This is a genomic window from Embleya australiensis (assembly GCF_051903075.1).
Taxonomy (GTDB): Bacteria; Actinomycetota; Actinomycetes; order Streptomycetales; family Streptomycetaceae; genus Embleya.
Map to the genome: position 1 here is coordinate 5,123,832 of NZ_CP182422.1, position 26,463 is coordinate 5,150,294.

Consider the following 26,463-nt stretch of genomic DNA (forward strand, 5'->3'; position numbering starts at 1 on the left):
GGTTCACCGGGCGAAGATGGGCGATGCCCCAGGGCGGGGCACGAGACCGGACGGATGGCGATGCTCGAACTGATCCTCACCGTGGCGACGTCGGACGACGCCGACCAGCAGGAGTCGGACCTGGCCCGGCCGCGCACGGTGAAGGTGCAAAGCGAGCCCGGCAAGAAGATCGCGATCGGCCGGGACCCGTCGCGCTGTGGCCTGGTCACGCCGAAGGACTGGCGTTTCGTATCGCGCGTGCACCTGGAGTTCGTCTACTCCCTGGAACGCGGCTGGAGCGTGGAATGGCTCCAGGGTTCGCATCCGCGCCCGGTGGCGCTGGTCCAGATCGACCGCGAGGGCGTGTCCGAACCGGTGCCCTACGGTGCGACGCTGCCGCTGGGTTCGCTGCGCCCGGGCCGGGTGGTGGTCACCGACCTCGCCCGGCGACGCCGGGTCCTGGTGGAGTGGCGGGTGTCCCTGCCGCAACGCCCCGGCGAGGAGCCGACCGAGCCGGACGTCGGCGTGCCCGAGACCCAGGACGTCGCGCCGTTCGTGCTGCAGAACCGCCTCTCCGAGACGGAGATGGAGGTGCTGGCCGCGCTGTCCTGCGACTGGGTGCACGGCCGTCCGGTCAAACGCGCCAAGTCGACCAAGGAACTGTGCGACCTGCTGCACCTGTCCGCCGCCACGGTCGAGCGGTACAAGACCAAGTTGCGTCGCGAGTTCTACAGCTCCGGCCTGTGCCCGGAGTTGAACTCCCTGCTCGGTCCGAACTACCTCGACACCGTGCGGCACGTGCACGGCGGCTGGGACCTGATAGCGCAGACGGCGGTCACCCACGGAATAACGGGACGCGGTCCGTGTCCGTGTGGTGCCGACGCCCCGCACGCGGGTACCAGGTGAGCGGTGGGACCCGGGAGGGGGCGAGGGGAAAATGCTCGAACTGAACATGTCGTTCACGGCGTTGCGGGACGGCCGCGAGGCGGAACGTGATCCGCTGCCGAGCCCCAAGAGCGTGCGCACGCCCGGCGTGGCGGGCACGCGGGTGTTCGTGGGCCGCGATCCCAGCACGTGCCGACCGCTGCTGACCCCGCACGACTGGCTGTTCGTCTCCCGCAAGCACCTCGTGTTCGAGTACAGCGAGGACCGCGGCTGGACGGTGGAATGGCCCCGCGGGACGCGGGACACACCGGTGGCGATCGTGCGGATCAAGCGCGGCGAGACCTCGCAGGACATGCCGTACGGCGCGATCCTGCCGCTGCCGGCGCGGACCAGCGGCAGCATCCTGGTCAGCGATCTGGCCCGCCGACGCAGCGTGGTGCTCGCATGGCGCGCGATGCAGCCGATCCGGCCGTCGGACTCGGGCGGTATCGCGTTCGGCGGCGTCCAGGACACGATCGACGTGGGCCCGGACCAGTTGCGCGCCAAGCTGCAGGGGGTGCGTCTGGAGGTGCTGGCGGCGATGTCGTGCGACTGGATCCACGGCCGGGCCACCAAGCGCCCGCGCACCACCGACGAGTTGTGCGAGATGTTGTACATGGCCAAGGCCACGGTCGAGCGCTGCAAGACCGAATTGCGCAGGGATTTCTACAGTTCTGAGCTTTGCCCCGAACTGAACCATCTGCTGGGACCCGACTACCTGGACACCACGCCGCACGTCCACGGCGGGTGGGACCTGATCGCGCAGACCGCGGTCGTCTGCGGCATTGTGGGTGGCGAACCGTGCCCGTGCGCCCGGCGCGGCGGTTCGATCGACTGAACGGCGGGCCGGCCCGAGGGGTGGGACGGCACGGGGGACGGACCGAGGATCTGACGACCAGGAGCGTGGGGGAGGAACCGGTGCTCGATCTCAACATGGCGTCGACGTCGGGGGCGGACGACGCGGCGACGGTTGCCATGCTGATGGCAAGCGCGCCCAGCCGGCCGGGGGCGACGTTGGCGGTCGGTCGCGACGCGACCCGCTGCCACCTCGTGACACCGGCCGACTGGCTGTTCGTGTCCAGGGTGCATCTCGAATTCCAGTGCGGCGACGACGGCATCTGGTGGGTCACCTGGCGGCGCGGCTCGCAGGACGCGCCGGTGGCCGAGGTACAGGTCGACGACGGCGAAGCGCGCCTGCTGCCCTACGGCGGCACCGCGCCGCTGCCCCGGCCCGGCTCCGGCGAGGTGGTCATCCTCGACCTCAACGGGCAGCGCCGGGTCACCATCGGCTGGTTCCTGGCGGCCGACTGAGCACCGCCCCGGGTCGCCCGGAGCGGCCCGCCGATCGCACCTCGACCTGACTGCTCGTCAGAATCCGTGCCTCGCGCGCCTGCGTCCACACATCGGACATCTGTGAAGTCCTTCACAAGGCGGCGGTAGGATCGGCCACGCGTCAGGCCACCCGTCGTGCGGCTTCGCGCGCGACCATCCGTCATCGCAGCAGGCGAAGGAAAACCGTGAGCAAGCCCGTCGTTCTGATCGCCGAGGAACTGTCGCCGGCCACCGTCGACGCCCTCGGACCCGACTTCGAGATCCGCCACTGCGACGGTGCCGACCGCGGTGAGCTGCTGTCCGCGATCGCCGACGTCGACGCCATCCTGATCCGCAGCGCCACCAAGGTGGACGCCGAGGCGATCGCCGCGGCCCGGCGGCTCAAGGTCGTCGCGCGCGCCGGTGTGGGCCTGGACAACGTCGACGTCCCCGCCGCCACCAAGGCCGGCGTGATGGTCGTCAACGCGCCGACCTCGAACATCGTCACCGCCGCCGAACTGGCCTGCGGCCTGATCATCTCGGTCGCGCGCAACATCCCGCAGGGCAGCGCCGCGCTCAAGAACGGCGAGTGGAAGCGCAGCAAGTACACCGGCGTCGAGTTGTCCGAGAAGACCCTCGGCGTGGTCGGCCTGGGCCGGATCGGCGTCCTGGTCGCGCAGCGCATGTCCGCGTTCGGGATGAACATCGTGGCCTACGACCCCTACGTGCAGCCCGCCCGCGCCGCGCAGATGGGCGTGCGACTGCTCACCCTGGACGAGGTCCTGGAGCAGTCCGACTTCATCACCGTGCACCTGCCGAAGACCCCGGAGACGCTGGGCCTGATCGGCGAGGACGCGCTGCGCCGGGTCAAGCCGACGGTGCGGATCGTCAACGCCGCGCGCGGCGGGATCGTCGACGAGGTCGCGCTGGCGTCCGCGCTCAAGGAGGGCCGGGTCGCCGGCGCCGGGCTCGACGTGTTCGCCAAGGAGCCGTGCACGGACAGCCCGCTGTTCGAGTTCGACAACGTGGTGGCCACGCCGCACCTGGGCGCGAGCACCGACGAGGCGCAGGAGAAGGCCGGCGTCGCGGTGGCCAAGTCGGTTCGGCTGGCGCTCGCCGGCGAACTGGTGCCGGACGCGGTCAACGTGCAGGGCGGCGTGATCGCCGAGGACGTGCGCCCGGGCCTGCCGCTCGCCGAGAAGCTGGGCCGGATCTTCACCGCCCTGGCCGGCGGAGTCGCGGTCCGCCTCGACGTCGAGGTGCGCGGCGAGATCACCCAGCACGACGTGAAGGTGCTGGAGCTGGCGGCGCTCAAGGGCGTGTTCGCCGACGTGGTGGAGGAATCGGTCTCCTACGTCAACGCCCCGCTGCTCGCCCAGGAGCGCGGCGTGGAGATCCGGCTGACCACCGGCTCGGAGAGCCCCGACCACCGCAACCTGGTCACCGTGCGCGGCACGCTCGCCGACGGCGAGGAGATCTCGGTCTCCGGCACCCTCGCGGGCCCCAAGAACATCGAGAAGATCGTCGAGGTGCACGGCTTCGACGTCGACCTGGTGCTCACCGCGCACATGGTCTTCCTGCGCTACGCCGACAAGCCCGGCGTGGTCGGCGTGATCGGCCGCCACCTCGGCGAGGCGGGCGTCAACATCGCCGGCATGCAGGTCGCCCGCGCGGCCAAGGGCGGCGAGGCGCTGGTCGCACTGACCGTCGACACCACGGTCGAGCCGCAGATCCTGAACGCCATCGCCGAGGAGATCGGCGCCGCGTTCGTGCGCTCGGTGAACCTGGAGGACTGAGTTTCGTCCGGTCGACCGGACGAAACCGGTCGAGCGACACGGCCGACACGATGAGGAAGGGCCCGGATACCCCGAGGGGGTGCCCGGGCCCTTCCTCGTTGTCGACGCGCCTCGGCCCGCCGACGCCGTGCCGCTACGCCGGGTGGGGGGTTGTCGGTCTCAGATAGTAGGAACTCCGAGTAAATTGCAGACATCGATGTCGTTCGTCGCCTACCGTTAAGGAAGACGGCTCCTTCCGTTTCCGGAAATCCCCGTACGGCAGGAAATTTCGGCACGCCCACAAGGCCCTCGCACGTGTCCGTCGCACACCGTGTAGTCGCCAGCCTTGTGAAGGAAGTGCAGTCATGGACGAAACCACGCGCCGCAACGCCGCCCGAGCGCTCCAGCGCGCCCTCGACCGGCGCGACAACGGAGGCCCGGCCGACGAGGAGCGCTGAGCGTCCCATCATCCGGACGCCGCATGTCGGTCCCTGGGACGAAAGGTAGGGTCCCCGCATGTCTCGCAGCATTCGTCTCGCAGTGGTTCCCGGTGACGGCATCGGCCAGGAAGTGGTCGCGGAGGGTCTGAAGGTCCTCGGCGCCGTACTCCCCGCCGACGTCAAGGTGGAGACCACCGAGTACGACCTCGGTGCCCGCCTGTACCACCGCACGGGAGAGACGCTGCCCGACAGCGTGCTCGCCGAGTTGCGCGACCGGGACGCGATCCTGCTCGGCGCCATCGGCGACCCGAGCGTGCCCTCGGGGGTCCTGGAGCGGGGCCTGCTGCTCAAGCTCCGCTTCGCCTTCGACCACCACGTCAACCTGCGCCCGGCCCGCCTGGCACCGGGCGTCGTCTCACCCCTCGGATCCGACGCGAAGATCGACTTCGTGGTGGTCCGCGAGGGCACCGAGGGCCCGTACACCGGCAACGGCGGCTCGCTGCGCACCGGCACCGAGCACGAGGTGGCCACCGAGGTCAGCGTCAACACCGCGTTCGGCATCGAGCGGGTCGTGCGCGACGCGTTCGCCCGCGCCCAGGCCCGGCCGCGCAAGAAGCTGACCCTGGTGCACAAGAACAATGTGCTGGTCCACGCCGGACACCTGTGGACGCGGATCTTCCAGGCCGTGGCCGCCGACTTCCCCGACGTCACCACCGACTACCTGCACGTGGACGCGGCGACCATCTTCATGGTCACCCAGCCCGAGCGCTTCGACGTGATCGTCACCGACAACCTCTTCGGCGACATCATCACCGACCTCGCCGCCGCCATCGCGGGCGGCATCGGCCTCGCGGCCAGCGGGAACATCAACCCGTCGGGCGAGTTCCCGTCCATGTTCGAGCCGGTGCACGGCTCCGCGCCGGACATCGCCGGCCAGGGCAAGGCCGACCCCACCGCCGCGGTGTTGTCGGTGGCCATGCTGCTCGAACACCTCGGCCGGACCGAGGAGGCCCGCCGGGTCGAGGCCGCCGTGTACGCCGACCTCGCCGAGCGGGCGACCCTCGGCGCGCGCACCACGTCGCAGATCGGCGACGCGCTCGCCGCCCGAGTAGCCGGCTGATTCGCCGGCACCACCACGTCCGTCGACCGGGACCGTCGACGCGTGCCCCCTGCCGGACCGGCGAATCGGTCGTTCGGCGGGACGGGGGCCGCGCCTGTCGGGATCCCGGTCGACTGCGTTAACGTCTCACCGGGTGGAACGCGGGTGCGGTTCCCGGGACACTTCCAGTACGTCCATGTGCGGGAAGCCGGGTATCCGCAGCCCCGGCCCCGCCATACTCCACGGTGAAGGACGAGAACCAGCCATGACGACTGCCGCCCCGCAGGAGCCCTCCCTCCAGGCACCCCTGTCGATCGACCTCAAGCCCACCTCGCATCCGCTGAGCGACGCCGAACGCGCCACGCGTCTGGAGAACCCGGGCTTCGGCCGCGTGTTCACCGAGCACATGGTGACGATCAAGTGGAGCGCCGGACGCGGCTGGTACGACGCGCAGCTCACCCCCTACGCGTCCCTGGACATCGACCCCGCGAACATGACGCTGCACTACGCGCAGTCCATCTTCGAAGGGCTCAAGGCCTACCGCCGGCCCGACGGCAGTGTGGCCACCTTCCGGCCCTACGCCAACGCCGAGCGCTTCCAGCACTCCGCGCGCCGCCTGGCCATGCCGGAACTGCCCCAGGACCTGTTCGTGGCCGCGGTGGACGCGCTGATCCGCCAGGACATCGCCTGGGTGCCCGGCGCGGCCGAGGAGAGCCTGTACATCCGGCCCTTCATGTTCGCCACCGAGGTCGGACTCGGGGTGCGCCCCTCGAACGAGTTCCTGTTCGTGGTGATCGCCTCGCCCGCAGGCCCGTACTTCGCGGGCGGCGTCAAGCCGGTCTCGGTCTGGCTCTCCCAGGAGTACGTGCGCGCGGTGCCCGGCGGCACCGGCGCGGCCAAGTGCGCCGGCAACTACGCGGCGTCCCTGGTCGCCCAGGCCCAGGCCATCGAGCAGGGCTGTGACCAGGTGGTCTGGCTGGACGCGGTGGAGCGTCGCTGGATCGAGGAGATGGGCGGGATGAACCTGTACTTCGTGTACGGGGAGGGCAAGGACGCGCGGATCGTCACCCCGCGCCTGACCGGCTCGCTGCTGCCCGGCATCACCCGCGACTCGCTGCTGCGGCTGGCCGCCGACCGCGGCTACGCGGCCGAGGAGGCGCAGATCTCGGTCGACGACTGGCGCGAGGGCAACGCGGACGGCACCCTCACCGAGGTCTTCGCCTGCGGCACCGCCGCGGTGATCACCCCGGTCGGCTCGGTCAAGTCCACCACCGCGAGCTGGACCGTCGGCACAGGCGAGGCGGGCCCGATCACCATGGAACTCCGCAAGGCTCTGGTCGACATCCAAACCGGCCGCGCGGACGACGTGCACGGCTGGACCCATAACATCTAGGCGGCCTCCGGCCGCTCCGGAAGGCCGCGCTTCGCGCGGTGCGGCTACGCCGCGGCCGCCTCCGGCCGCTCCGGAAAGCCGCGCTTCGCGCGGTGCGGCTACGCCGCGGCGGCCTCCGGCCGCTCCGGAAAGCCGCGCTTCGCGCGGTGCGGCTACGCCGCGGCGGCCTCCGGCCGCTCTCCTCGCACGCTCGTCGATCACCGGTCGACGATCACATCGTGGGCGCTGACGCGCCGGGGAGCGGCCGGATCCGCAGCGGCCTTCGGGACCCGCGCGCCCGCGCCTCGCGGTATTCCGCAGCTCGTCCACCTGACGTAACGGGTGGAGCGGGTGGGCGAACAAAAAATCCGCACCGACCACATGGTGAGACCGCCCGACCACGCGCCGCCGAGTGTGCCAAAATCATGAACCATGCAGCAGTGGCTCATTATTAGCCGCAGCGTGCCGGCAACGGGCCGATCCCCCCACAAGGGGTGAGCGAACCGCCCACCGCCCGCACGCAGACCTCTCGCGACCGCGAGGGGTCTTTTTGTTTGCCGCACCACCCATGTGGCAAGCACCCGCGCGCGGGCCCGCCATTTCTGACCGATGGGAGAACCCATGCACCCCACGACGACCGACCCGAGCGCCTTCCACGTCTTCGACACCACGCTCCGGGACGGTTCACAACGCGAGGGCATCAACCTCACGGTGTCCGACAAGCTCACCGTGGCCCGCCATCTGGACGACTTCGGCGTCGGCTTCATCGAGGGCGGCTGGCCCGGCGCGGTGCCGCGCGATACCGAGTTCTTCCGCCGGGCCAAGGACGAACTGCAGTTGGTCAACGCCGTCCTGGTCGCCTTCGGCTCGACCCGCAAGGCCGGTACCACCGCTGCCGCGGACCCCCAGGTGCAGGCCCTGCTGGACTCCGACGCGCCGGTCGTGTGCCTGGTGGCCAAGTCGCACGACAAACACGTCTCGCTCGCGTTGCGCACCACGCTCGACGAGAACCTGGAGATGGTCCGGGACACCGTCGCGCACCTGTGCGCACAGGGCCGCCGGGTGTTCGTCGACTGCGAGCACTTCTTCGACGGCTACCGGGCCAACCCGGGTTACGCGCTGAGCGTGGTCGCCGCCGCGCACGACGCGGGCGCCGAGGTGGTCGTGCTGTGCGACACCAACGGCGGCATGTTGCCCACCGGGGTCCGCGAGATCGTTACCGAGGTGCACGCCGCCACCGGGGCCCGGCTCGGCATCCACGCGCAGGACGACACGGGCTGCGCGGTGGCCAACACCCTCGCGGCCGTCGAGGGCGGCGCCACGCACGTCCAGTGCACCGCCAACGGCTACGGCGAACGCGTCGGCAACGCCAACCTGTTCCAGGTGGTCGGCAACCTCGAACTCAAGCGGGGCATGCGCGTTCTGCCCGAGGGCAAGCTGCGCGAGATGACCCGGATCTCGCACGCGATCGCCGAGGTGGTCAACCTCGCCCCGTCCACCCACCTGCCCTACGTGGGCGTGTCCGCGTTCGCGCACAAGGCCGGCCTGCACGCGTCCGCGATCAAGGTCGACCCCGACCTCTACCAGCACATCGACCCGGCCCGGGTCGGCAACGACATGCGCATGCTGATCTCGGACATGGCCGGCCGGGCCTCGATCGAACTCAAGGGCCGCGAACTGGGCTACGACCTCTCCGACGACAAGGACCTGGTCGGCCGGGTGGTCAACCAGGTCAAGGAGCGCGAGGCGGCGGGTTACACCTACGAGGCCGCCGACGCGTCGTTCGAACTGCTGCTGCGGGACGAAAGCCTGGGCCGAGCACGGTTCTTCACCCTGGAGTCGTGGCGCGCGATCAGCGAACAGCGGGGCGACGGGGTCCCGGTCAACGAGGCGACGGTGAAGCTGTACGCCAAGGGCGAGCGGATCGTGGCGACCGGCGAGGGCAACGGCCCGGTCAACGCGCTCGACCGCGCGCTGCGGCTGGCCCTGGAGCGCATCTACCCGCAGCTCGCGACATTCGAACTGATGGACTACAAGGTCCGGTTGCTGGAGGGCCGCCACGGTACCGACGCGATCACGCGCGTGCTGGTGGAGACCACCGACGGCAAGCAGGAGTGGAGCACCGTCGGTGTCGCGGAGAACGTGATCGCGGCGTCCTGGCAGGCCCTGGAGGACGCCTACACCTACGGACTGCTCAAGGCGGGCCTGACCCCCGGTGTACGGCACACCGAGGGTCCGGACGGCGCGTAGCGGCCGATGTGACGAACCGTCAGGGGCGGCCGGGGCGGAACGAACGCCACCCGTCGCCCCACGGTTCGTCCCAACCCGCCGGCAGCGGCGACAGGGATCCCGGCGGCGGGGCCGGCAGCACGGACGGAGCGGGTGGGGCGGGCGGAGCGGTGGGCGGCGGCACGGGAGTTGCCGGCGTCACCGTCCGGGGCTGAGGCGGAGCCGGCGGCGCGGGCGGACGCACGGGGGAGGAGGCCAGCGGACTCGCCGCGGTCATCGGGTTCGGCGGCAGCAGCGGTTCGCTCTCCTCGAGACGTGCCAACTCGCGTCCGACGGCGAAACGTTCCAGGCGCCCCCGGACCTCTTCCGGCTCCCGGGAGAGCGACAGCTCCCGATCGAGGCCGAACTCCTCGGCCGCCGCGCCCGGCAGCAGGTTCGCCTGCGGGGGCCTTCGCGGCAGCCCCGATTCGGTCGTTCCGTCGACCATCGGAAGGCGGGCCGCTTGTGCCGCGCGCCTGCTGTTGTCGTCCACCGAACCCCACCTCGGTTCGTTGTTGGGCCTGCGCCTCAAAACGTTCTGATATCAATTGGGCAACAGATGGCTATGGAAGGACCCTAGCAATGTGTGGGCCGAGGCGGAGACTCGGCCGGGCATGTCGCCGCGTCCTGTCACACGTTTGTCGAATTCCCCGTACAACCCTCGGGAATCCTCCCCGGGCCGTTCGCACGGCGACAACACCTCAGGCGAACCCCGCAATGGGATTCGCCTGAGGTGTGCTGGTGCAAAATACGAAAAAAACAGGTGGAACGTGTACCGAAGGTCAGCGCAGGCGAGCCATCAGAGCATGCTCGACCAGCGTGATCAGGGTCGACTTGGCCGATTCGCGGCGCCGTGCGTCACAGCTCACGATCGGGGTGTCGGGCCCTATTTGCAATGCCTCGCGGACATCCTCCGCGTGGTGGGTCTGCAATCCGTCGAAGCAGTTCAACGCGACGATGAACGGCAGACCGCTGTTCTCGAAGTAGTCGATCGCGGGGAAACAGTCGGCGAGTCGGCGGGTGTCCACCAGAACCACGGCGCCGATCGCGCCGCGGACCAGGTCGTCCCACATGAACCAGAATCGGTGCTGACCCGGAGTACCGAACAGGTACAGGATCAGATCCTCGTCCAGCGTGATGCGACCGAAGTCCATCGCGACCGTGGTGGTCTGCTTGTCCGGCGTCGCCGACAGGTCGTCGACCCCGGCGCTGGCGGACGTCATGACCGCTTCGGTACGCAGCGGAGCGATCTCCGAGACGGCACCGACGAGCGTGGTCTTGCCCACGCCGAATCCGCCGGCGACGACGATCTTCGCCGACGTGGTGGAGGACCTGGCGGGGACCGGGCCCGGGCTAGAGCTTGCGAAGTCCACTGAGCACCCTTTCGAGCAGCGTGACGTCCGGCTGCCCCTGGTCGTTCCCGGGCTGGTGGATGACCACCAGGCCGGCTTCGGCGAGATCCGCGACGAGGACGCGGGCGACACCGAGCGGGATGGTGAGCAGAGCCGAGATCTCGGCTACCGACTTGACCTCCCGACACAGCGCGCAGATGCGCTGGTGCTCGGGCAACAGGCCGGGTGGATTGGCCACCTGAGGAGTCGTGGTGACCAAGGCCTCCAGCGCGAGCTGGTAGCGAGGCCGGGTACGACCACCGGTCATGGCATATGGGCGGACCAGGGTCTCGTGAAACTCCTGGTCCCCGTGATCGGACATATCCGAAGGTGTCATCGCGGCAGTGCACCTTGGAGTTCGGCGCGCAACGCCGGCGTGAGCACGGCGCCCGCGCGATCGACGAGCAGGGCCATCTCGTAGCCGATCAGGCCGATGTCGCACTCCGGCGACGCCAGCACGGCCAACGAGGAGCCGTCCGAAATCGACATGATAAAGAGGAAACCCCGTTCCATTTCCACGACCGTCTGGGTGACGTGCCCGCCCTCGAAGATACGGGACGCACCCTGGGTCAGGCTGGTCAAACCCGATGCGACGGCGGCGAGCTGGTCGGCCCGGTCGCGAGGGAAGCCCTCGGACAGGGCGAGCAGCAGGCCGTCCGCGGAGACCACGACCGTGTGCGACACCCCGGGGGTGTTGTCCACGAAGTTCGTGATCAGCCAGTTCAGGTTCTGCGCGGCCTGGCTCAACGACTTCTCAGTCATGCCTGCTCCTGGTTGTTCTCGTCACGAGGTCGAGGGGCGGATCCCCCGGCCCCGGCGGTGCGACCCTGCTGGATGCCCCGGCGGAAGTTGGTCAGCCGTCCACGGACCTCGTCGGGCGACCGGGACAGGCCCGGCCCGCTCGGCGCGGTCGGTCGACCCGGCTCCCGACGGGACCCGGCCGCGGCAGAGCCCGCACCCGTGTGACCCGGGGCCTGAGCCCCGCCGGACTGCTCGACGCCGCCCGGCACCAGGTTGGCGCGGGGCACACGTCGGGGCAGGCCCGCTCCGGTGGTGCCACCCGAGGACGGCTCACGAGCGGCCTCGGCCGCGCGCCAACCGTCGTCACCCGCGGAGTACCAACCCGACTGCGGCCCCTGCGGGCCGGCGGCGGGGGAGACCGCGGCGGACTGCTCGACGACCTCGTCCGGCTCCGTCGGCGTCCCGAACATGTCGGTGGCGGGCTGCTGACGCCCACCGCCGAACGCCGGTGCCGGCTCGGCCGGTGCCTGCGGCGGATTGGTCGCCATCGGCACCCGACGATCGAGATCGCCCAACGGACCCGGATCCGGGAGCGCCTGCTCGCCTGCCGGTACGGCTCGCTCCCCGCCTCGCGGCGTGGAACGGACCTGCGCGGCACGCATCCGACCGCCGCGGTTGCCCTGGCGGTGGAACCAGTCCGACTCGAGTGTGTCGAAGATGGGAAGCCTACCGTCGTCCCCGGTGCTCGGGGGCGCACTCATGTCCAACTCGGACGGAGCAGGCACCTGTTCGGCGATTTCCTGCGCACCGACGGGCGCGAACGGACCGGTTTCCGAGCGACCCGGACCGGCCGGCTCGAACGGCGAGACCGCCGGACGCACATCGCCCTGCGGGCCGCGCACCTGTTCGGCCCGGGTGTGCTCGTCCTGCTCCGACCGCACCGGCAGGGGACGCGTCTGCGCCGGACCGCGCAGCACGGGCAGCGCGTCGCCGGTGTCCGTCCCGAGTTCGTCCCCGGACTCGGGCGCCCGCTGCGGCAGTTCGTCGCGACGGGTCAACTCCTCCCGGCGCGGCGCGTCGTAGCCGGACGGCACCTCGGCCGGCGGCGCGACGGGCTCGATCGGCGGCAGCGGCGCCACCGGGGTGAGTTCGTCGTACTCGGTGCCCCAGGTCGGGCGCTGCGGCTCGTCCCGGCGCGGTGCGAGCTCCGCACCCGGGCCGCCGAACTGCCCGGACCGCTCGTATCCGAGCGGGTCGAGCGGGTCGATGTCGGCCTCGGGACGCGGCTCGTCCGCGTATCCGAACGGCGACGCGAACTGCGAGGTGTCACCCCCGCGTACGGTGCCGTCACCGAACTGCGGCGCGGCCGGGAAGGACCCGGTGTCCGTGCCGAACTGCGTCTGCTGTGCCTCGGCTCCGAGGTGCTCCTCGGCGGTGCCGAACATCGGCGCCGGCGGTGCGGCCGGGAAGGCGCCCGTGTCCTGGGCCGGCGATCCGACCGGGGCGAACGGGTTGTCGCGACCGGGCGTGGCCGGCGGCGGCGAACTCGGCGCGCGGTGCGCACCGGTGCTGTGCACGCCCGGCTCGCTCGCGAACGGGTTCACCGTGCCCGGGTACGGAGTGTCCTGCCCGGTCGAGGCGTCCTGGAAGGAGGGTGCCTCGAAGGACTGGGTGCTGCCGTAGGACGGCTCCTGCTGCACCGGCGCCTGGGCGGGCCGGTTGTCCGCGGCCGGCGTCGGCTGGGGCGGCTGGTTGACCGGCTGCACCGGTGTCTCGGCGCTGCGCTGAGGCAGTTCGCGCCGCCGGTTGCGCTCCTGGGCCCGGCTGCCCACCCGGGGACCGGGCAGGGCCGGCGCGGCGGGCGTGGCCGAGGGCAGTTCCTCGCTCCAGCCGGACACCGCGGCCGCGGTCTTGTCGCCGCCCTTGCTCCACCCGTCGCCGCCGCCGGGGCGGTCGCCCTGGATGAGCTCGATCGGGAGCATGACCAGCGCGGTGGTACCGCCACCCTCGCCCGGCCGGAGCTGGACGCGGATGCCGTGCCGGGTGGCCAGTCGGCCGACCACGAACAGACCCATGCGACGCGAGATGGACACGTCCACCACCGGCGGACGGGCCAGTCGCTGGTTGGCGTCGGCGAGGTCGTCGCCGGTGAGCCCGATGCCGTTGTCGTGGATCTCGATCAGCGCCCGGCCGTCGGGAAGGATGTGGCCGGTGACGCGGACCTTGGTGTGCGGGCTGGAGAACGTGGTGGAGTTCTCCAGCAACTCGGCGAGCAGGTGCACGAGGTCGTTGACCGCGCGGCCGGCGATGTCGGTGGTGGGCAGCGCGCCCAACTCGACCCGCTCGTACTGCTCCACCTCGGAGGCCGCGGCGCGCAGCACGTCGACCAGCGGAACCGGTCGGGTCCAGCGCCGGCCCGGCTCCTCGCCCGCGAGCACCAGGAGGTTCTCACCGTTGCGGCGCATGCGGGTGGCGAGGTGGTCGAGCTTGAACAGGTTGGCCAGCTGGTCCGGGTCCGCCTCGCGGTTCTCCAGGTCGGAGATGAGCGCGAGCTGACGCTGGATCAGGCTCTGGCTGCGGCGCGAGAGGTTGACGAACATCGAGTTGACGTTGCCACGCAGCAGGGCCTGTTCGGCGGCGAGTCGTACGGCCTCGGCGTGCACCGCGTCGAACGCGCGCGCCACCTGGCCGATCTCGTCCCGGGACAACACGCCGATCGGCTCGATGGCCAGGTCCACGTCGCCGGGGTCCGACTCGGAGAGTCGGCGCACCGTCTCGGGCAGCCGCTCCTCGGCGACCTCCAGCGCGGACCGACGCAGCGTGTTGAGCGAACGCACCAGCGAACGGGCCACGATCACACCGAGCAGGATGGTGATCAACAGCGCGCCGACGACGAGGATCGTGTTGACCAGGGCGTCGGTACGGGCCTGGTCGCGCAGGTCCTTCGCGGTGGCGGTCAGCTCCTTGCCCAGCCGGGCCTCGACCTGACCGAGCGCGCCGATCTTGTCCGTCGACAACGTCCACCAGGTCTGCTGGTTGAACTCGCCGATGTTGTCCAGCTTGGCGTTGCCGCCGGGCTTGGGAGCGGACACCGCGGCGCCGACCATGCCCTTGAACTGCTGGAAGGCCTCTTCGACCAGGGTGATCTTGTCCCGGCTGACGCCCGACTTGTACAGCGCGCTCCAGTCGGCGGGGGCGACGCTGATGAACGCGCGGATCGCGTTCTGCTCGCCCTCGTTCAGTCGCGCGAGCGTCTCGCCCGCCTCCAGCGGGAGGTCGTTCGGCTTGAGCGCGTACGCGACGACCGCGGCCCGCTGCGAGGACGCGTACGCCTTCGCCTCGCCGAACGAACCCAGCGCGCGGGCGCCCTGGATCAGGTCGGCGTCACGGGTGACCTCGGGCGCCTCCTGGTTGATCTGCAGCAGCTGCAGGATCATCTTGTTGTAGGCGTCGATGGTGCTGCGGGTGCTGGTCTTGAAGGCGTCCTGACGGGTGCGGTTCAACTCCGTCAGCGAGTGGCCGATGTCCTTGAGCGTGGCACCGAGCACCGGCATCGAGTCGGTGTTCAGCTTCGCGGCGGTCGCGTTGTAGACGGTGACCTGGTCGTCGGTGGTCTTCTTGGCCTTGTTCACCTCGCCCGTCAGATCCGCCGGCGGAGCCACGCTCGCCTGCGCGAGCAGGTCGCGTTCCTGCTCCAGCCACGCGGCCAGCGTCGACGCCTGGTCGATGATGGCCGATGCCTTTTGCACCGTGTCCATCTCTTGCGTCTTGTCGATCGACGACTGGATACGCAGGCCGCCGAGCAACGCGGCGACCACGACCGGTAGCAGGAGCAGCGCGGTGATCCGGGTACGGATGCGCCAGTTCCCGATCGAGAACAGCAACTTGAGCCGGGACGGTGCCGTCCCGGCAGGCCGGGCCGCCCCGGCGCCGGCTATGGAGTCCCCGACGGAGTCGGGGGTCTCATTGGCATCCTGGGGTCCGCTGGCTTGCTGCGGGGCTCGCACCTCCGGCGTGGCGGGGCCGGCCGTGGCCGGGGCCCCTGCGGAGTCGTGCTGCTTCTTCCGACGTCCCTGCACTAGCGTCGCAACCTCTTGTGACCAGTCGTTAGACCCGCCGGTAAGGCGAGGCTCGTGTGCGCGTAAATCCCTGGATTCGCGTTCTTCCCAGGGCACCTCCGTCGCGCTCGCGCGACAAGGTGAAGGAACTCCGCTTGTTGGGAACCACCCCCGTGGTCGCAGGCATTTCAGCACAGCCACGGAGCCGCAACAAGATAGCGGGGTCCGGACAAACCGTGATTCAACCCGATCTCGGCGGTTAAGCCGTTTCGGGCGGCAATCAACCGGTATTAACGGACGATCAGGGGCAAAATGCCATACGTTTGTCGAGGTTCCGGGGAGGTGAAAATCACATATTGATGTGCCGGCTCGAACACCTGGTGTAAACCGTGATGTGCGGTCGGTGAGCAGCAGCCGTGGGTGACCCGTGACCACCCCTGACGTAACCACGGGTAATCTTGGCGGGCAAGACCGCAACAGGGTGCACACCATCGCACCCCGCGCGCACCTGTGGACGAGAACGAGCGAGAACAGCGAGAACCGGGAACCGTGGACACCATCAGCACGCACCGCCCCAGCACGGCCAACCCCAGGCGTACGCAGGTCGACGCGGTGTTGCCGCGTCAGCGCACGACAGAGGCCGCGCGGTCGGTCATCGCCGAGGTGCGCACCGCGAACCCGCGGCGGACGAACCTGATGGACGTCCCGACCGGCACCGACGCCTCGGCCTGACCCGCCGACGTCCCGGATCCACCGCCGGCCGCACTCGGAACCCCCTCGCACCCTGCCCCCGGTCACGCCCGTCACCTGCGCATCCGCCGCGGCGCGACGCCGACCCGGGTCGCGCCCGCGTAGCCTTGGGCACGTCTCGTTCGTGACTCTCCGGCAAGGGTGACCCCATCGTGCGCATCGCCAGGTTCTCCACCGACGATTCCGTCTCCTTCGGGGTGGTGACCGGCGACGCCGACCGACCCGAGTCACTGGTCGTACACGCCCTCGCGGGCCACCCCTTCGGCGAACTGCGGCCCACCGGAGCGCAACACGCCCTGTCCTCGGTGCGCCTGCTCGCGCCGGTGCTGCCCAGCAAGGTGGTGGCGATCGGCAAGAACTACGCCGCGCACGCCGCCGAGATGGGCGGCGCGCTCCCGGACGCGCCGATCACCTTCCTCAAGCCGTCCACGTCCGTGATCGGACACGGCGACGGCATCGCGTACCCGCAGATCTCCGACGAGGTGCACCACGAGGCCGAACTGGCCGTGGTGATCGGCCGGATGTGCCGCGACGTGCCCGCCGAGCGGGTGGCCGAAGTGATCTTCGGCTTCACCTGCGCCAACGACGTGACCGCGCGCGACCTGCAGCGCACCGAGGGCCAGTGGGGCCGGGCCAAGGGCATGGACACCTTCTGCCCGCTCGGCCCGTGGGTGGAGACCGACATCACGCTCGACCAGGTCACCGAGGGCGAGGGGCTGACCGTGGCGTGCACGGTCAACGGCGAGGTGCGCCAGGCCGGCAGCACCGGGCAGATGATCCGCACCGTCACCGAGTTGATCGTGCACGTCACCCAGGCGATGACGCTGCTGCCCGGCGACGTGTTGCTGACCGGCACGCCGGCGGGGGTCGGACCACTGCACGTGGGCGACCGGGTCTCGGTCACCGTGGGTGGCGTCGGCACCCTCACGAACACCGTGGTCAAGCGCGGCTGAAGGGGTCTTCCGCGCACGTCGTGGGCGGGCCGGCCGGACTTGTGGTGGTTCGAACGGGGGGCCGGTAACCCGTTTTGGTCACGCGCGCCTCATCGGGTAAAGTTCTTCTCGTGCCGCCCCGCAAGGGAGCAGCGCGGAGCGAAGTCCTCGTAAAACCCCCGGGTAACGCGAAGGACCGAGCATTGGGGTATGGGGTAATTGGCAGCCCGACGGTTTCTGGTTCCGTTAGTCTAGGTTCGAGTCCTGGTACCCCAGCTGCATCGTCTTCGGGCGATGTCGCTGGTAAGAGTTGATGATTGCGATCTGGCCCCGTTGTGTAGTGGCCTAGCACGCCGCCCTCTCAAGGCGGTAGCGCGGGTTCGAATCCCGTCGGGGCTACCAGATCGTCACCGTGTCGCCTCGCAGGCGGCTCGGAGCAACACCGGCAATACGAGGCCCCGTTGTGTAGTGGCCTAGCACGCCGCCCTCTCAAGGCGGTAGCGCGGGTTCGAATCCCGTCGGGGCTACCTCGAAGAAGAAGACCTCCCGTAGTCGCGGGAGGTCTTCTTCGTTTCCCGGGCTCGGGCGCCGACGCGGGTGGTCGGGGGCCATCCCGCGCGGGCCGCGTCGGCGATCGCCCCGGCGGTGCCGGCCCGGACGCTCGGCGGCGTCCGGGGTCGACGGGCGTCAGACCTCCACCTGGGCCCGGCGCAGTGCGTCGGACAGCTTGGCGGCGGCCTCCATCACGGCCTGCGCGTGCAGTCGTCCCGGGTGCCGGGTCAGCCGCTCGATCGGGCCGGAGACGGACACGGCGGCCACCACGCGGTTGCTGGGGCCGCGCACGGCGGCGGAGACGGACGCGACGCCGGGCTCACGTTCGCCGATGCTCTGCGCCCAGCCGCGGCGCCGCACGCCGGAGAGCGTGGTGGCGGTGAACCGCGCGCCCTGCAGACCTCGGTGCAGCCGCTCCGGCTCCTCCCAGGCGAGCAGGCACTGCGCGGCCGAACCGGCCTTCATCGGCAGCGTGCTGCCGACGGGGACGGTGTCACGCAGCCCGGAGAGCCGCTCGGCCGCGGCCACGCACACGCGCATGTCGCCCTGGCGCCGGTAGAGCTGTGCGCTCTCGCCGGTGATGTCGCGCATGTGCGCGAGCACCGGGTGCGCGGCGGCGAGCAGCCGATCCTCGCCGGCCGCGGCGGCCAGCTCGGCCAGTCGCGGGCCCAGCACGAAGCGACCCTGCATGTCGCGGGCGACCAGACGGTGGTGCTCCAGGGCGACCGCGAGTCGATGCGCCGTGGGCCGGGCAAGACCGGTTATGGCGACGAGTCCCGCGAGCGTGGCGGGACCGGCTTCGAGCGCGGCCAGCACGACAGCGGCCTTGTCGAGAACGCCGACTCCGCTAGAATTGTCCATGCCTTGATATTGCCGTCTCGGATTACGAGACGCAAGTCCACCCTCGGCCCCGGTGCCGGCACAGTGGCGCAACGCGCCGAGCCGACCACCGGAGAACAGCCGGGAGGGGTCGGGACGTGGGCACGCGTCAGGGCGTCGATCGCGGATACGGAATCAGCCGCACCCGCGCGACACGAGGGACACACAGCGCCGGCAATGGCGCCGGCCGGAGGGACAGCGATGGGACGGACACTCGCGGAGAAGGTCTGGGACGCACACGTGGTGCGTCGCGCGGAGGGCGAGCCGGATCTGCTCTACATCGACCTGCACCTGCTGCACGAGGTGACCAGTCCGCAGGCGTTCGACGGTCTGCGTCAGGCCGGCCGCCCGGTCCGGCGCACCGATCTCACGATCGCGACCGAGGACCACAACACGCCGACGCTCGACGTCGACAAACCCATCGCGGACCCGGTCTCGCGCGCCCAGATCGAGACGCTGCGCAAGAACGCCGCCGAGTTCGGGGTCCGGATCCACTCGCTGGGCGACGTGGAACAGGGCATCGTGCACGTGGTCGGCCCGCAGCTCGGGCTGACCCAGCCGGGCACGACCGTGGTCTGCGGCGACAGCCACACCGCGACCCACGGCGCGTTCGGCGCACTGGCGTTCGGCATCGGCACCAGCCAGGTCGAGCACGTGCTGGCCACCCAGACGCTGCCAATGGCGCCGTTCAAGACGATGGCGGTGACCGTCGAGGGCGCGCTGCCCGAGGGGGTCGGTGCCAAGGACCTGATCCTCGCGGTGATCGCGCGGATCGGCACCGGCGGCGGTCAGGGCTACGTCATCGAGTATCGCGGCCAGGCGATCCGGGACCTCTCGATGGAGGGCCGGATGACCGTGTGCAACATGTCGATCGAGGCCGGCGCCCGGGCGGGCATGATCGCACCGGACGAGACCACGTTCGCGTACCTGGACGGCCGCCCGCACGCGCCGCAGGGCGCCGACTGGGACACCGCCGTGGCGTACTGGCGGAGCCTGGTCACCGACGAGGACGCGGTGTTCGACAAGGAAGTGGTGATCGACGCGAGCGAACTCTCGCCGTTCGTCACCTGGGGGACCAACCCCGGCCAGGGCGCGCCGCTGGCCGAGTCGGTGCCCGACCCGGTCGCGATCGTGGACCCGGTCGAGCGCGCGGCGGCCGAGAAGGCCATCGCGTACATGGGTCTGACGGCGGGCCAGAAACTGCGCGACATCGCGGTGGACACGGTCTTCGTCGGCTCGTGCACCAACGGCCGGATCGAGGACCTGCGCGAGGTGGCCGACATCGTCAAGGGCCGCAAGGTCGCCGACGGTGTGCGGATGCTGGTCGTTCCGGGTTCGGTGCGGGTCTCGCTCCAGGCCGTTTCCGAGGGCCTGGACAAGGTGTTCACCGAGTTCGGCGCCGAGTGGCGCTACGCGGGCTGCTCGATGTGCCTGGGCATGAACCCCGACCAACTCGCCCCCGGCGAGCGCAGCGCGTCCACGTCCAACCGCAACTTCGAGGGACGGCAGGGCAAGGGCGGCCGTACCCACCTGGTCTCGCCGCAGGTCGCGGCCGCGACCGCCGTGCTGGGCCACCTGGCCGCCCCCGCCGACCTGAGCACCGCAGGAGTCTGAGCCATGGAAGCCTTCACCACCCACACCGGAACGGCCGTCCCGCTGCGCGAGAGCAACGTGGACACCGACCAGATCATCCCCGCGCACTGGCTCAAGAAGGTCACCCGCGACGGTTTCGAGGACGGCCTGTTCGAAGCCTGGCGCAAGAACCCGGAGTTCGTGCTGAACCGGCCCGAGCGCGCCGGCGCCACGGTCCTGGTGGCCGGTCCCGACTTCGGCACCGGGTCCTCCCGGGAGCACGCCGTATGGGCGCTGCAGAACTACGGGTTCAAGGCGGTCATCTCGGCGCGCTTCGCGGACATCTTCCGCGGCAACTCGCAAAAGGGCGGGCTGCTGACCGTGGTACTGCCGCAGGAGACCGTCGAACGCCTGTGGGCGCTGACCGAGGCGGACCCGACCGCCGAGATCACCGTCGATCTGGTGGGTCGTCAGGTGCGTGCGGGCGAGATCGTCGCCGACTTCGAGATCGACGACTACACCCGCTGGCGCCTCCTGGAGGGGCTGGACGACATCGGTCTGACCCTGCGTCACGAAGAGGACATCACCTCGTTCGAGGCGAACCGGCCGAGTTGGCTGCCGCGCACCCAGCCGGTGGGCTGATCACGAACTCCCTTGCAAAATAGGCCGATCGGCCGAAAATGAACGGCGGGACGCGATCGCGTCCCGCCGTTCGCGTGTTCGGGATTCGCCCCAATGGCCGCCCCGTTGTGCCCATAGCCGGATGAGCTGTCACAATTGCGGTGTGGAGCACCAAGGCCGACACGTGAACGAGTTCGAAGAAGTGGAACTCTTCGCCGAACTGGCCACCCGGTTGAAGGTCGCCCACGCCCGGGTGCGTAGGCTCCGACTACCGAACGAGGCGAAAGTGGCGCTAATCCGCCGCTTGTTGGTCATCACCGACGCGGCAAAGCATGATTTGGCGGACGCCGACCGGCGACTGACCAAGTTGATGGACGAGTTGGACGCGGGGCCCGCGAGTTCGCGGGACACCGCCGAAGCCTGAATCCGTTGCGACACAAGGGTGATTCGCCCGTTCGGTAATTGCTTCGGCACTTTTGGATGCTTAGCGTGCCCAATGCCGGCTGAACTGTCCCGGCATCGGTTTCCGAAGGGGAAGACGTGAACAAGGCGCAGCTCGTCGAGGCGGTCGCTGACCGACTGGGTGGCCGCAAGGCCGCCGCAGAGGCAGTCGATGCCGTCCTCGACACCATCGTTCGTGCGGTGACGGCGGGAGACCGGGTGTCCATCACGGGCTTCGGCTCGTTCGAGAAGGTGGACCGTCCGGCTCGATACGCCCGCAACCCGCAGACCGGTGAGCGGGTGCGCGTCAAGAAGACCTCGGTGCCGCGCTTCCGCGCGGGCCAGGGCTTCAAGGACTACACCAGCGGGACGAAGAAGCTTCCGAAGCCCAACGTGAAGAGTGCGGCCGCCAAGAGCAGCCCGACTCCGCGCGTGGTCGCGACGGACGCCGCGGCGCCCGCCGCGAAGGCGACCACCCGCAAGACCACCGCGACGACCAAGGCATCGGCGAAGCCGGCGACCTCGCGCGCCGCCGCGGTCAAGACCCCGGCCGCCACCACGCGCAAGACCGCGGCCGCGGCCAAGACCCCGGCGACCGCGAAGCCCGCCGCCAAAAAGGCGACCAAGGCGCCCGCGACCAAGGCGGCGACCAAGCCGGCCGCGGCGAAGAAGGTCACCGCCAAGGCCGCGACCACCACCAAGGCCACCACCACCAAGGCCGTCAAGAGCACCCCGGCCGCGGCCAAGGCTCCGACGACCAAGGCGAAGGCGACCAAGGCAGCGCCGAAGGCCGCGACCGCCAAGCCGGCCGCGGCCAAGCCCGCCGCCGCGAAGGCGCCCGCGGCCAAGAAGACCGCGACCAAGCGCGCGGCCAAGAAGGCCTGACGCGACGGACTTCGTGAGCCGGCGGTAGATGTACGACGGCGACGGGCCGGAACCCCCACCCCGGGGTTCCGGCCCGTCGCCGTAGGTCCGATCGAGGCCCGCCCGTCGGCGCGGGGCCCGGGCGGGCGGTACGGCCGGCGAGGTCAGCGCGGCGGATCCGGCAGCGTGTACAGCGTCACCAGCACCACCCGCCCGCCGGCCGGGTCCAGGGTCATCCGAACCCGCTGGCCGGGGCGCAGGAAGCGCATTCCGCCGGCGTCGAACGCCGCCGCGTCGAAGGGCACGGGAGAGCCGTCGTCGAGCAGCACGACGCCCTCACGCGAGTCGGTCTCGAAGGTGTACACGGTGCCCTGCATGCCCCCATTGTCACCGCCGTCCGCGCCGCCGCGGAACCGACGCGGCGTCAGGAGGCGGCGGCACGCGGCGAAAACGGCACGGACGGGAGCACCGCGGCGGTGGCCGCGCCGACCCCGAGCCCGATCGCGGCCCGCAGATCCTCGCCGGTGTCCACGTCCCGGCGCACCGAATCCACGTCGTAGGGCGTGAGTTCGACCGCGCCCGAGGCCAGGTGACGGGCCCGCGAGGGGCCGCCGAAGCCCGGTGCCAACGCCACCCCGGGCGCGGCCGCGAGCAACGTGGTGCCCACCCCCGCCGCGTCCGCCAGGAACGCCCGCCGCACACCCGTCGCGGCGGCCAGCACCCGATCCAACTCCTCGGCCCGCAACGCCGGGAGGTCGGCGGACAGTGCCGCGACGCCGGTGTGCGGTCGGGCCGCGCCGGCGATCCGGGCCCCGTGTGCGAGCGCGGCGTTCAGCCCGCCGCCGACATCGGCCACGACATCGGCGCCCAGTCCCCGGATCGCCGCGGCGACCCGGTCGTCGTCGGTGACCACGAGCACCCCGTGTACCCGGTCGCAGGTCAGCGCGGTGCGGACGGTGTCGAGGGCGAAGGCGAGGGCGAGTTCGGGGCGATGGCCGGGACCGATCGCGCCGGCGAGGCGGCTCTTGGCGATCGACAGCGGCTTCACCGGCACCACGAGCCGCCATCGGGGCGGGGCGGAGCGGACGTGGCCGCCGGGACCCGCGGCGCGGCGCGGGGCGGTGGAACCCGTGGCGGGGGACATCGGCAAGATCCTCGCATCCGTACCGTAAGCCCATATCCTCATCGGTCGACGAGGACGTTTCTCGACAATGCGGAAGGCCCAGGGGAAACTATGGGGTCCGCCCGTACAGCATCGATGTTCCGCCAGCATCGATGTTCCACGCCGCACGCGGGGAACGTCGATGGTGTGAGGAGCGACACGGCCGCGGAGCATCGCGGTGTGCGTCCGCGCCGACACACTTACGAATTTGAACCACATGAACGGGAGGAACGCCGGTGGCCCGCCGAAGGATCGGTTTCTGGTACCGCCTGGCGGTCGTGGTGGTCAAACCCCTGCTGTTGCTGTTCACCAAACGCGACTGGCGGGGTACCGAGAACATCCCGACGTCGGGCGGGTTCGTCACGGCGGTGAACCACATCTCCTATGTCGACCCGCTGACCTACGCGCATTTCCAGTACGACACCGGCCGAGTGCCGCGCTTCCTGGCCAAATCCGGCCTGTTCAAGATCCCGTTCGTCGGGCGGGTGCTGGCCGGCGCCGGGCAGATCCCGGTGTACCGCGACTCCGCCGACGCCGCGCTCGCGTTCCGCGCGGCCGTGGAGGCGGTCGAGAAGGGCGAGTGCGTCGCGGTCTACCCGGAGGGCACGATCACCCGGGACAAGACGTTGTGGCCGATGCTCGGCAAGACCGGTGCGGCCCGGATCGCGCTGACCACCGGTGCGCCGGTGATCCCGGTCGCGCAGTGGGGCGCGCACGAGTTGTTGCCGCCGTACACGAAACGACCCCGGTTGTTGCCGCGCAAGACGATGCACGTACTGGCCGGCCCGCCGGTCGACCTGGACGAGTTCCGGGGGCGCGAGTTGACCGCCGACGTACTGCGCGGCGCGACGGACCGGATCATGGAGTCGATCACCGAGCTGCTGGTCAAGCTGCGGGACGAACCGGCCCCGCCGAACGCCGGCGTGCGCCGGGGATCGGGCCGCAAGGGTGCGATCGAGGGTGCCGAGGGCGTCGAGGTCGAGCCGACCGACGCCGAGCCGACGGATACCAAGCCGACCGACACCAAGCCGACCGACACCGAGACCGACGGCACCGCCGGCACCGCTGGCGGTCGCGCATGACGCGCTGCGCGGTATTCGGCATGGGGTCCTGGGGGACCGCCTTCTCGATCGTGCTCGCCGAGGCGGGGTGCGACGTGGTGATGTGGGGACGGCGCCCGGAGCAGGCCGACGCGATCAACACGCGGCACGAGAACGAGGAATACCTCCCCGGCATCGCGCTGCCGGTCGGGATCGAGGCCACCACCGATCCCGCCAAGGCCGCCGAGGGCGCGGAGTTCGTGGTGTTGGCGGTGCCGTCGCAGACCCTGCGCGGCAACCTCACCGCGTGGGCGCCGTTGTTGTCCGACGACGCGATCCTGGTCAGCCTGATGAAGGGCGTCGAACTGGGCACCGCGAACCGGATGAGCGAGGTGATTCGCGAGGTCGCGGGTGTGCCCGAGGGGCGGATCGCGGTGGTCAGCGGTCCCAACCTGGCGATGGAGATCGCCCAGCGCCAGCCCGCCGCGAGTGTGGTCGCGTGCACCGACGAAGACGTCGCCCGGCGACTTCAGGAGGCGTGCCACACGTCCTACTTCCGCCCGTACACCAACACCGACGTGGTCGGCTGCGAACTCGGCGGCGCGGTCAAGAACGTGATCGCGCTCGCCGTCGGGATGGCCGACGGCATGGGCATGGGCGACAACACGAAGGCGACGCTGATCACCCGCGGTCTGGCCGAGACCGCCCGCCTGGGCGCGGCGATGGGCGCGGACGCGCACACCTTCGCGGGCCTGGCCGGTCTCGGCGACCTCGTGGCGACCTGTACCTCGCCGCTGTCGCGCAACCGCACCTTCGGCGAGAAGATCGGCCGCGGCACGCCGATCGAGGAGGCCGTCCGGGACAGCCGCCAGATCGCCGAGGGCTTCAAGTCCTGTGAATCGGTACAGATGTTGGCCCGTCGGTACGGCGTCGAGATGCCGATCACCGACGTGGTCGTGTCGATCATGCACGGCGGCAAGCCCCCGACCGTCGGCATGGCCCTGCTCTCCCGCTCCGCCAAGCCGGAACGCTACGAGTCGTGACCGGAGTCGTCGACCGGGTCGGGGCACCTTCGTCGCGATCCGGTCGGCGTCGTCGCGGCGGGCCGTTCCTGCGCTCGAACGTGCTCCGGGATAGGGTTGTTCGACCATGAACGACCTTTCGGGCACCCCCCACTTCTCCTCGCGCCCCCGCGTCGCGGTCGTCTTCGGCGGCCGCAGCTCCGAGCACGCGATCTCCTGCGTCACCGCAGGGAGTGTGCTGGCCGCGATCGACCGCTCCAAGTACGACGTGTTGCCGATCGGGATCGGTACCGACGGGCGCTGGATGCTCGTCGGGGACGATCCGACCCGGCTGGCGATCCAGGGCGACCGGTTGCCCGAGGTCACCGACGTCGCGGAGTCCACCGCGACGCTGGTCCTGGCGGCCGACCCCACGGCGCGCGAGATCACCGTGCTCGAACCCGGCATGCTGCCCAAGCTGCTGGGCGAGATCGACGTGGTCTTCCCGCTCCTGCACGGCCCCTACGGCGAGGACGGCACGTTCCAGGGCTTCCTGGAACTGGCCCAGGTGCCCTACGTCGGGTCGGGTGTGCTGGCCAGCGCGGCGAGCATGGACAAGGAATACATGAAGGCCCTGTTCACCGGCTTCGGCCTCCCCTCGGGCCCGTATGCCACGGTCCGCCCCCGGGAATGGGAGCGTGACCCGGCCGCCGTGCGCGAGGCGGTGTCCTCGCTGGGCTTCCCGGTGTTCGTCAAGCCTGCCCGGGCCGGCTCCAGCATGGGCATCACCAAGGTGCACCGGATCGAGGACCTGGACGCGGCGATCGAACAAGCCCGTCGGCACGACCCCAAGGTGGTCGTCGAGGGCATGCTGACGGGCCGTGAGATCGAGTGTGGCGTACTGGAGTTCGAGGACGGGCCGCGGGCGAGCCTGCCCGCCGAGGTGCGCGTCGGCGGCGACCACGAGTTCTACGACTTCGCCGCCAAGTACCTGCCCGACAACGGCACCGAACTGGACGTGCCGGCGGCGCTGACCAAGGAACAGACCGCCGAGGTGCAGCGACTCGCGATCGCCGCCTTCGAGGCGCTGTCCTGCGAGGGCCTGGCCCGGGTGGACTTCTTCCTGCTGGAGAACGGGCAGTTCGTGATCAACGAGGTGAACACGATGCCGGGCTTCACGCCGGTGTCGATGTACCCGAGCATGTGGCAGGCCACCGGCGTGGACTACCCCGAACTGGTCGACCGGCTGATCACGGCGGCACTGCGCCGCCCGAACGCGCTGCTGCGCTAG

The 26,463-nt window shown here is 70.6% G+C and carries 23 protein-coding genes, 3 tRNA genes and 1 pseudogene; 19 read left to right on the forward strand and 8 right to left on the reverse strand.

The genetic code is table 11. The features are described from left to right. The first annotated feature begins 54 nt into the window (after positions 1-54). The 7 genes from ACMXN5_RS22305 to cimA all read left to right on the forward strand — a co-directional run bounded on the left by ACMXN5_RS22305 (position 55) and on the right by cimA (position 9,150). On the forward strand, positions 55-885 hold the full coding sequence (locus ACMXN5_RS22305; protein ID WP_078975295.1) for a hypothetical protein: 831 nt from the start codon (positions 55-57) through the stop codon (positions 883-885). Between the two features lie 31 nt (positions 886-916). After that, positions 917-1,741: a hypothetical protein gene (locus ACMXN5_RS22310; protein WP_439676683.1), complete on the forward strand. Its 825-nt coding sequence runs from the start codon at positions 917-919 to the stop codon at positions 1,739-1,741. Between the two features lie 80 nt (positions 1,742-1,821). Then, a complete protein-coding gene (locus ACMXN5_RS22315) occupies positions 1,822-2,214 on the forward strand; it encodes a hypothetical protein (protein ID WP_078979204.1) in 393 nt (130 codons plus the stop codon). A gap of 206 nt (positions 2,215-2,420) precedes the next feature. Beyond that, positions 2,421-4,010 (forward strand): phosphoglycerate dehydrogenase, encoded by a 1,590-nt coding sequence (serA, locus tag ACMXN5_RS22320; RefSeq protein ID WP_379995192.1) that lies wholly within the window; start codon positions 2,421-2,423, stop codon positions 4,008-4,010. A gap of 495 nt (positions 4,011-4,505) precedes the next feature. Beyond that, the gene (locus ACMXN5_RS22325) at positions 4,506-5,549 is read left to right on the forward strand and encodes a 3-isopropylmalate dehydrogenase (protein ID WP_439676684.1); all 1,044 of its coding nucleotides are present in this window, start codon (positions 4,506-4,508) and stop codon (positions 5,547-5,549) included. Positions 5,550-5,793: 244 nt separating this feature from the next. Continuing rightward, the gene (locus ACMXN5_RS22330) at positions 5,794-6,921 is read left to right on the forward strand and encodes a branched-chain amino acid aminotransferase (RefSeq protein ID WP_439676685.1); all 1,128 of its coding nucleotides are present in this window, start codon (positions 5,794-5,796) and stop codon (positions 6,919-6,921) included. A 600-nt stretch (positions 6,922-7,521) separates the two neighbouring features. Continuing rightward, positions 7,522-9,150, forward strand: coding sequence for a citramalate synthase (cimA, locus tag ACMXN5_RS22335; protein WP_439676686.1), 1,629 nt, complete (start codon positions 7,522-7,524; stop codon positions 9,148-9,150). 19 nt (positions 9,151-9,169) lie between these two features. Here cimA and ACMXN5_RS22340 read toward each other — a convergent pair whose 3' ends face one another. The 5 genes and pseudogenes from ACMXN5_RS22340 to ACMXN5_RS22360 all read right to left on the reverse strand — a co-directional run bounded on the left by ACMXN5_RS22340 (position 9,170) and on the right by ACMXN5_RS22360 (position 15,184). Next, positions 9,170-9,661: a hypothetical protein gene (locus tag ACMXN5_RS22340; RefSeq protein WP_439676687.1), complete on the reverse strand. Its 492-nt coding sequence runs from the start codon at positions 9,659-9,661 to the stop codon at positions 9,170-9,172. A 289-nt stretch (positions 9,662-9,950) separates the two neighbouring features. After that, a complete protein-coding gene (locus ACMXN5_RS22345; RefSeq protein ID WP_078975288.1) occupies positions 9,951-10,541 on the reverse strand; it encodes a GTP-binding protein in 591 nt (196 codons plus the stop codon). Then, positions 10,522-10,854: pseudogene (locus ACMXN5_RS22350) on the reverse strand (DUF742 domain-containing protein); the annotation flags it as partial. The pseudogene ACMXN5_RS22350 and the gene ACMXN5_RS22345, both read right to left, overlap by 20 nt. Before the next feature lie 38 nt (positions 10,855-10,892). Continuing rightward, positions 10,893-11,321: a roadblock/LC7 domain-containing protein gene (locus ACMXN5_RS22355; protein WP_020553297.1), complete on the reverse strand. Its 429-nt coding sequence runs from the start codon at positions 11,319-11,321 to the stop codon at positions 10,893-10,895. Then, positions 11,318-15,184 carry a nitrate- and nitrite sensing domain-containing protein gene (locus tag ACMXN5_RS22360; protein ID WP_439676688.1) on the reverse strand — a complete coding sequence of 1,289 codons (3,867 nt, stop codon included), beginning with the start codon at positions 15,182-15,184 and terminating at the stop codon, positions 11,318-11,320. The genes ACMXN5_RS22355 and ACMXN5_RS22360 overlap by 4 nt, the downstream gene beginning before the upstream one ends. 723 nt (positions 15,185-15,907) lie before the next feature. On the opposite strand from ACMXN5_RS22360, the gene ACMXN5_RS22365 reads away from it, so the two are divergent. The 5 genes from ACMXN5_RS22365 (at position 15,908) to ACMXN5_RS22385 (ending at position 17,567) form a co-directional block, all read left to right on the forward strand. Next, positions 15,908-16,090: a hypothetical protein gene (locus ACMXN5_RS22365; RefSeq protein WP_439676689.1), complete on the forward strand. Its 183-nt coding sequence runs from the start codon at positions 15,908-15,910 to the stop codon at positions 16,088-16,090. Between the two features lie 170 nt (positions 16,091-16,260). Continuing rightward, the gene (locus tag ACMXN5_RS22370; protein ID WP_395788010.1) at positions 16,261-17,061 is read left to right on the forward strand and encodes a fumarylacetoacetate hydrolase family protein; all 801 of its coding nucleotides are present in this window, start codon (positions 16,261-16,263) and stop codon (positions 17,059-17,061) included. A gap of 183 nt (positions 17,062-17,244) precedes the next feature. Further along, positions 17,245-17,316 (forward strand) — tRNA-Gln (locus ACMXN5_RS22375). A 50-nt stretch (positions 17,317-17,366) separates the two neighbouring features. Continuing rightward, positions 17,367-17,442, forward strand: a tRNA-Glu gene (locus ACMXN5_RS22380). A 52-nt stretch (positions 17,443-17,494) separates the two neighbouring features. After that, positions 17,495-17,567: transfer RNA gene (locus tag ACMXN5_RS22385), tRNA-Glu, on the forward strand. A 160-nt stretch (positions 17,568-17,727) separates the two neighbouring features. Here the strand turns inward: ACMXN5_RS22385 and ACMXN5_RS22390 are convergent. Next, on the reverse strand, positions 17,728-18,453 hold the full coding sequence (locus tag ACMXN5_RS22390) for an IclR family transcriptional regulator (RefSeq protein ID WP_026218813.1): 726 nt from the start codon (positions 18,451-18,453) through the stop codon (positions 17,728-17,730). Positions 18,454-18,672: 219 nt separating this feature from the next. On the opposite strand from ACMXN5_RS22390, the gene leuC reads away from it, so the two are divergent. The 4 genes from leuC (at position 18,673) to ACMXN5_RS22410 (ending at position 21,990) form a co-directional block, all read left to right on the forward strand. Beyond that, on the forward strand, positions 18,673-20,085 hold the full coding sequence (gene leuC, locus ACMXN5_RS22395; RefSeq protein ID WP_439676690.1) for a 3-isopropylmalate dehydratase large subunit: 1,413 nt from the start codon (positions 18,673-18,675) through the stop codon (positions 20,083-20,085). Positions 20,086-20,088: 3 nt separating this feature from the next. Then, a complete protein-coding gene (gene leuD / locus ACMXN5_RS22400; RefSeq protein WP_379995210.1) occupies positions 20,089-20,685 on the forward strand; it encodes a 3-isopropylmalate dehydratase small subunit in 597 nt (198 codons plus the stop codon). Between the two features lie 142 nt (positions 20,686-20,827). Continuing rightward, positions 20,828-21,088: a hypothetical protein gene (locus tag ACMXN5_RS22405; protein WP_371863149.1), complete on the forward strand. Its 261-nt coding sequence runs from the start codon at positions 20,828-20,830 to the stop codon at positions 21,086-21,088. A 116-nt stretch (positions 21,089-21,204) separates the two neighbouring features. After that, positions 21,205-21,990: an HU family DNA-binding protein gene (locus tag ACMXN5_RS22410; protein ID WP_395788014.1), complete on the forward strand. Its 786-nt coding sequence runs from the start codon at positions 21,205-21,207 to the stop codon at positions 21,988-21,990. A gap of 143 nt (positions 21,991-22,133) precedes the next feature. Here ACMXN5_RS22410 and ACMXN5_RS22415 read toward each other — a convergent pair whose 3' ends face one another. Together ACMXN5_RS22415 and cofC are read right to left on the reverse strand one after the other, a co-directional pair. Further along, entirely contained in the window at positions 22,134-22,346 is a 213-nt protein-coding gene (locus ACMXN5_RS22415; protein WP_379995214.1) for a hypothetical protein, read from the reverse strand. Positions 22,347-22,393: 47 nt separating this feature from the next. Continuing rightward, the gene (gene cofC, locus ACMXN5_RS22420; RefSeq protein ID WP_439676691.1) at positions 22,394-23,113 is read right to left on the reverse strand and encodes a 2-phospho-L-lactate guanylyltransferase; all 720 of its coding nucleotides are present in this window, start codon (positions 23,111-23,113) and stop codon (positions 22,394-22,396) included. A gap of 254 nt (positions 23,114-23,367) precedes the next feature. On the opposite strand from cofC, the gene ACMXN5_RS22425 reads away from it, so the two are divergent. The 3 genes from ACMXN5_RS22425 to ACMXN5_RS22435 all read left to right on the forward strand — a co-directional run bounded on the left by ACMXN5_RS22425 (position 23,368) and on the right by ACMXN5_RS22435 (position 26,463). Further along, positions 23,368-24,213, forward strand: a complete 846-nt coding sequence (locus ACMXN5_RS22425) for a lysophospholipid acyltransferase family protein (protein ID WP_439676692.1) — start codon at positions 23,368-23,370, stop codon at positions 24,211-24,213. Next, on the forward strand, positions 24,210-25,214 hold the full coding sequence (locus ACMXN5_RS22430) for an NAD(P)H-dependent glycerol-3-phosphate dehydrogenase (RefSeq protein WP_379995220.1): 1,005 nt from the start codon (positions 24,210-24,212) through the stop codon (positions 25,212-25,214). The genes ACMXN5_RS22425 and ACMXN5_RS22430 overlap by 4 nt, the downstream gene beginning before the upstream one ends. A 106-nt stretch (positions 25,215-25,320) precedes the next feature. Next, positions 25,321-26,463 carry a D-alanine--D-alanine ligase family protein gene (locus ACMXN5_RS22435; protein ID WP_439676693.1) on the forward strand — a complete coding sequence of 381 codons (1,143 nt, stop codon included), beginning with the start codon at positions 25,321-25,323 and terminating at the stop codon, positions 26,461-26,463.

What these genes read in the sequence shown, in the direction of transcription:
- ACMXN5_RS22305 (WP_078975295.1), top strand. Translation starts at nt 55, where the DNA reads ATGGCGATGCTCGAACTGATCCTCACCGTGGCGACGTCGGACGACGCC.
- ACMXN5_RS22310 (WP_439676683.1), top strand. Translation starts at nt 917, where the DNA reads ATGCTCGAACTGAACATGTCGTTCACGGCGTTGCGGGACGGCCGCGAG.
- ACMXN5_RS22325 (WP_439676684.1), top strand. Translation starts at nt 4,506, where the DNA reads ATGTCTCGCAGCATTCGTCTCGCAGTGGTTCCCGGTGACGGCATCGGC.
- ACMXN5_RS22330 (WP_439676685.1), top strand. Translation starts at nt 5,794, where the DNA reads ATGACGACTGCCGCCCCGCAGGAGCCCTCCCTCCAGGCACCCCTGTCG.
- cimA (WP_439676686.1), top strand. Translation starts at nt 7,522, where the DNA reads ATGCACCCCACGACGACCGACCCGAGCGCCTTCCACGTCTTCGACACC.
- ACMXN5_RS22355 (WP_020553297.1), bottom strand. Translation starts at nt 11,321, where the DNA reads ATGACTGAGAAGTCGTTGAGCCAGGCCGCGCAGAACCTGAACTGGCTG.
- ACMXN5_RS22390 (WP_026218813.1), bottom strand. Translation starts at nt 18,453, where the DNA reads ATGGACAATTCTAGCGGAGTCGGCGTTCTCGACAAGGCCGCTGTCGTG.
- leuC (WP_439676690.1), top strand. Translation starts at nt 18,673, where the DNA reads ATGGGACGGACACTCGCGGAGAAGGTCTGGGACGCACACGTGGTGCGT.
- leuD (WP_379995210.1), top strand. Translation starts at nt 20,089, where the DNA reads ATGGAAGCCTTCACCACCCACACCGGAACGGCCGTCCCGCTGCGCGAG.
- ACMXN5_RS22415 (WP_379995214.1), bottom strand. Translation starts at nt 22,346, where the DNA reads ATGCAGGGCACCGTGTACACCTTCGAGACCGACTCGCGTGAGGGCGTC.
- cofC (WP_439676691.1), bottom strand. Translation starts at nt 23,113, where the DNA reads ATGTCCCCCGCCACGGGTTCCACCGCCCCGCGCCGCGCCGCGGGTCCC.
- ACMXN5_RS22430 (WP_379995220.1), top strand. Translation starts at nt 24,210, where the DNA reads ATGACGCGCTGCGCGGTATTCGGCATGGGGTCCTGGGGGACCGCCTTC.
- ACMXN5_RS22435 (WP_439676693.1), top strand. Translation starts at nt 25,321, where the DNA reads ATGAACGACCTTTCGGGCACCCCCCACTTCTCCTCGCGCCCCCGCGTC.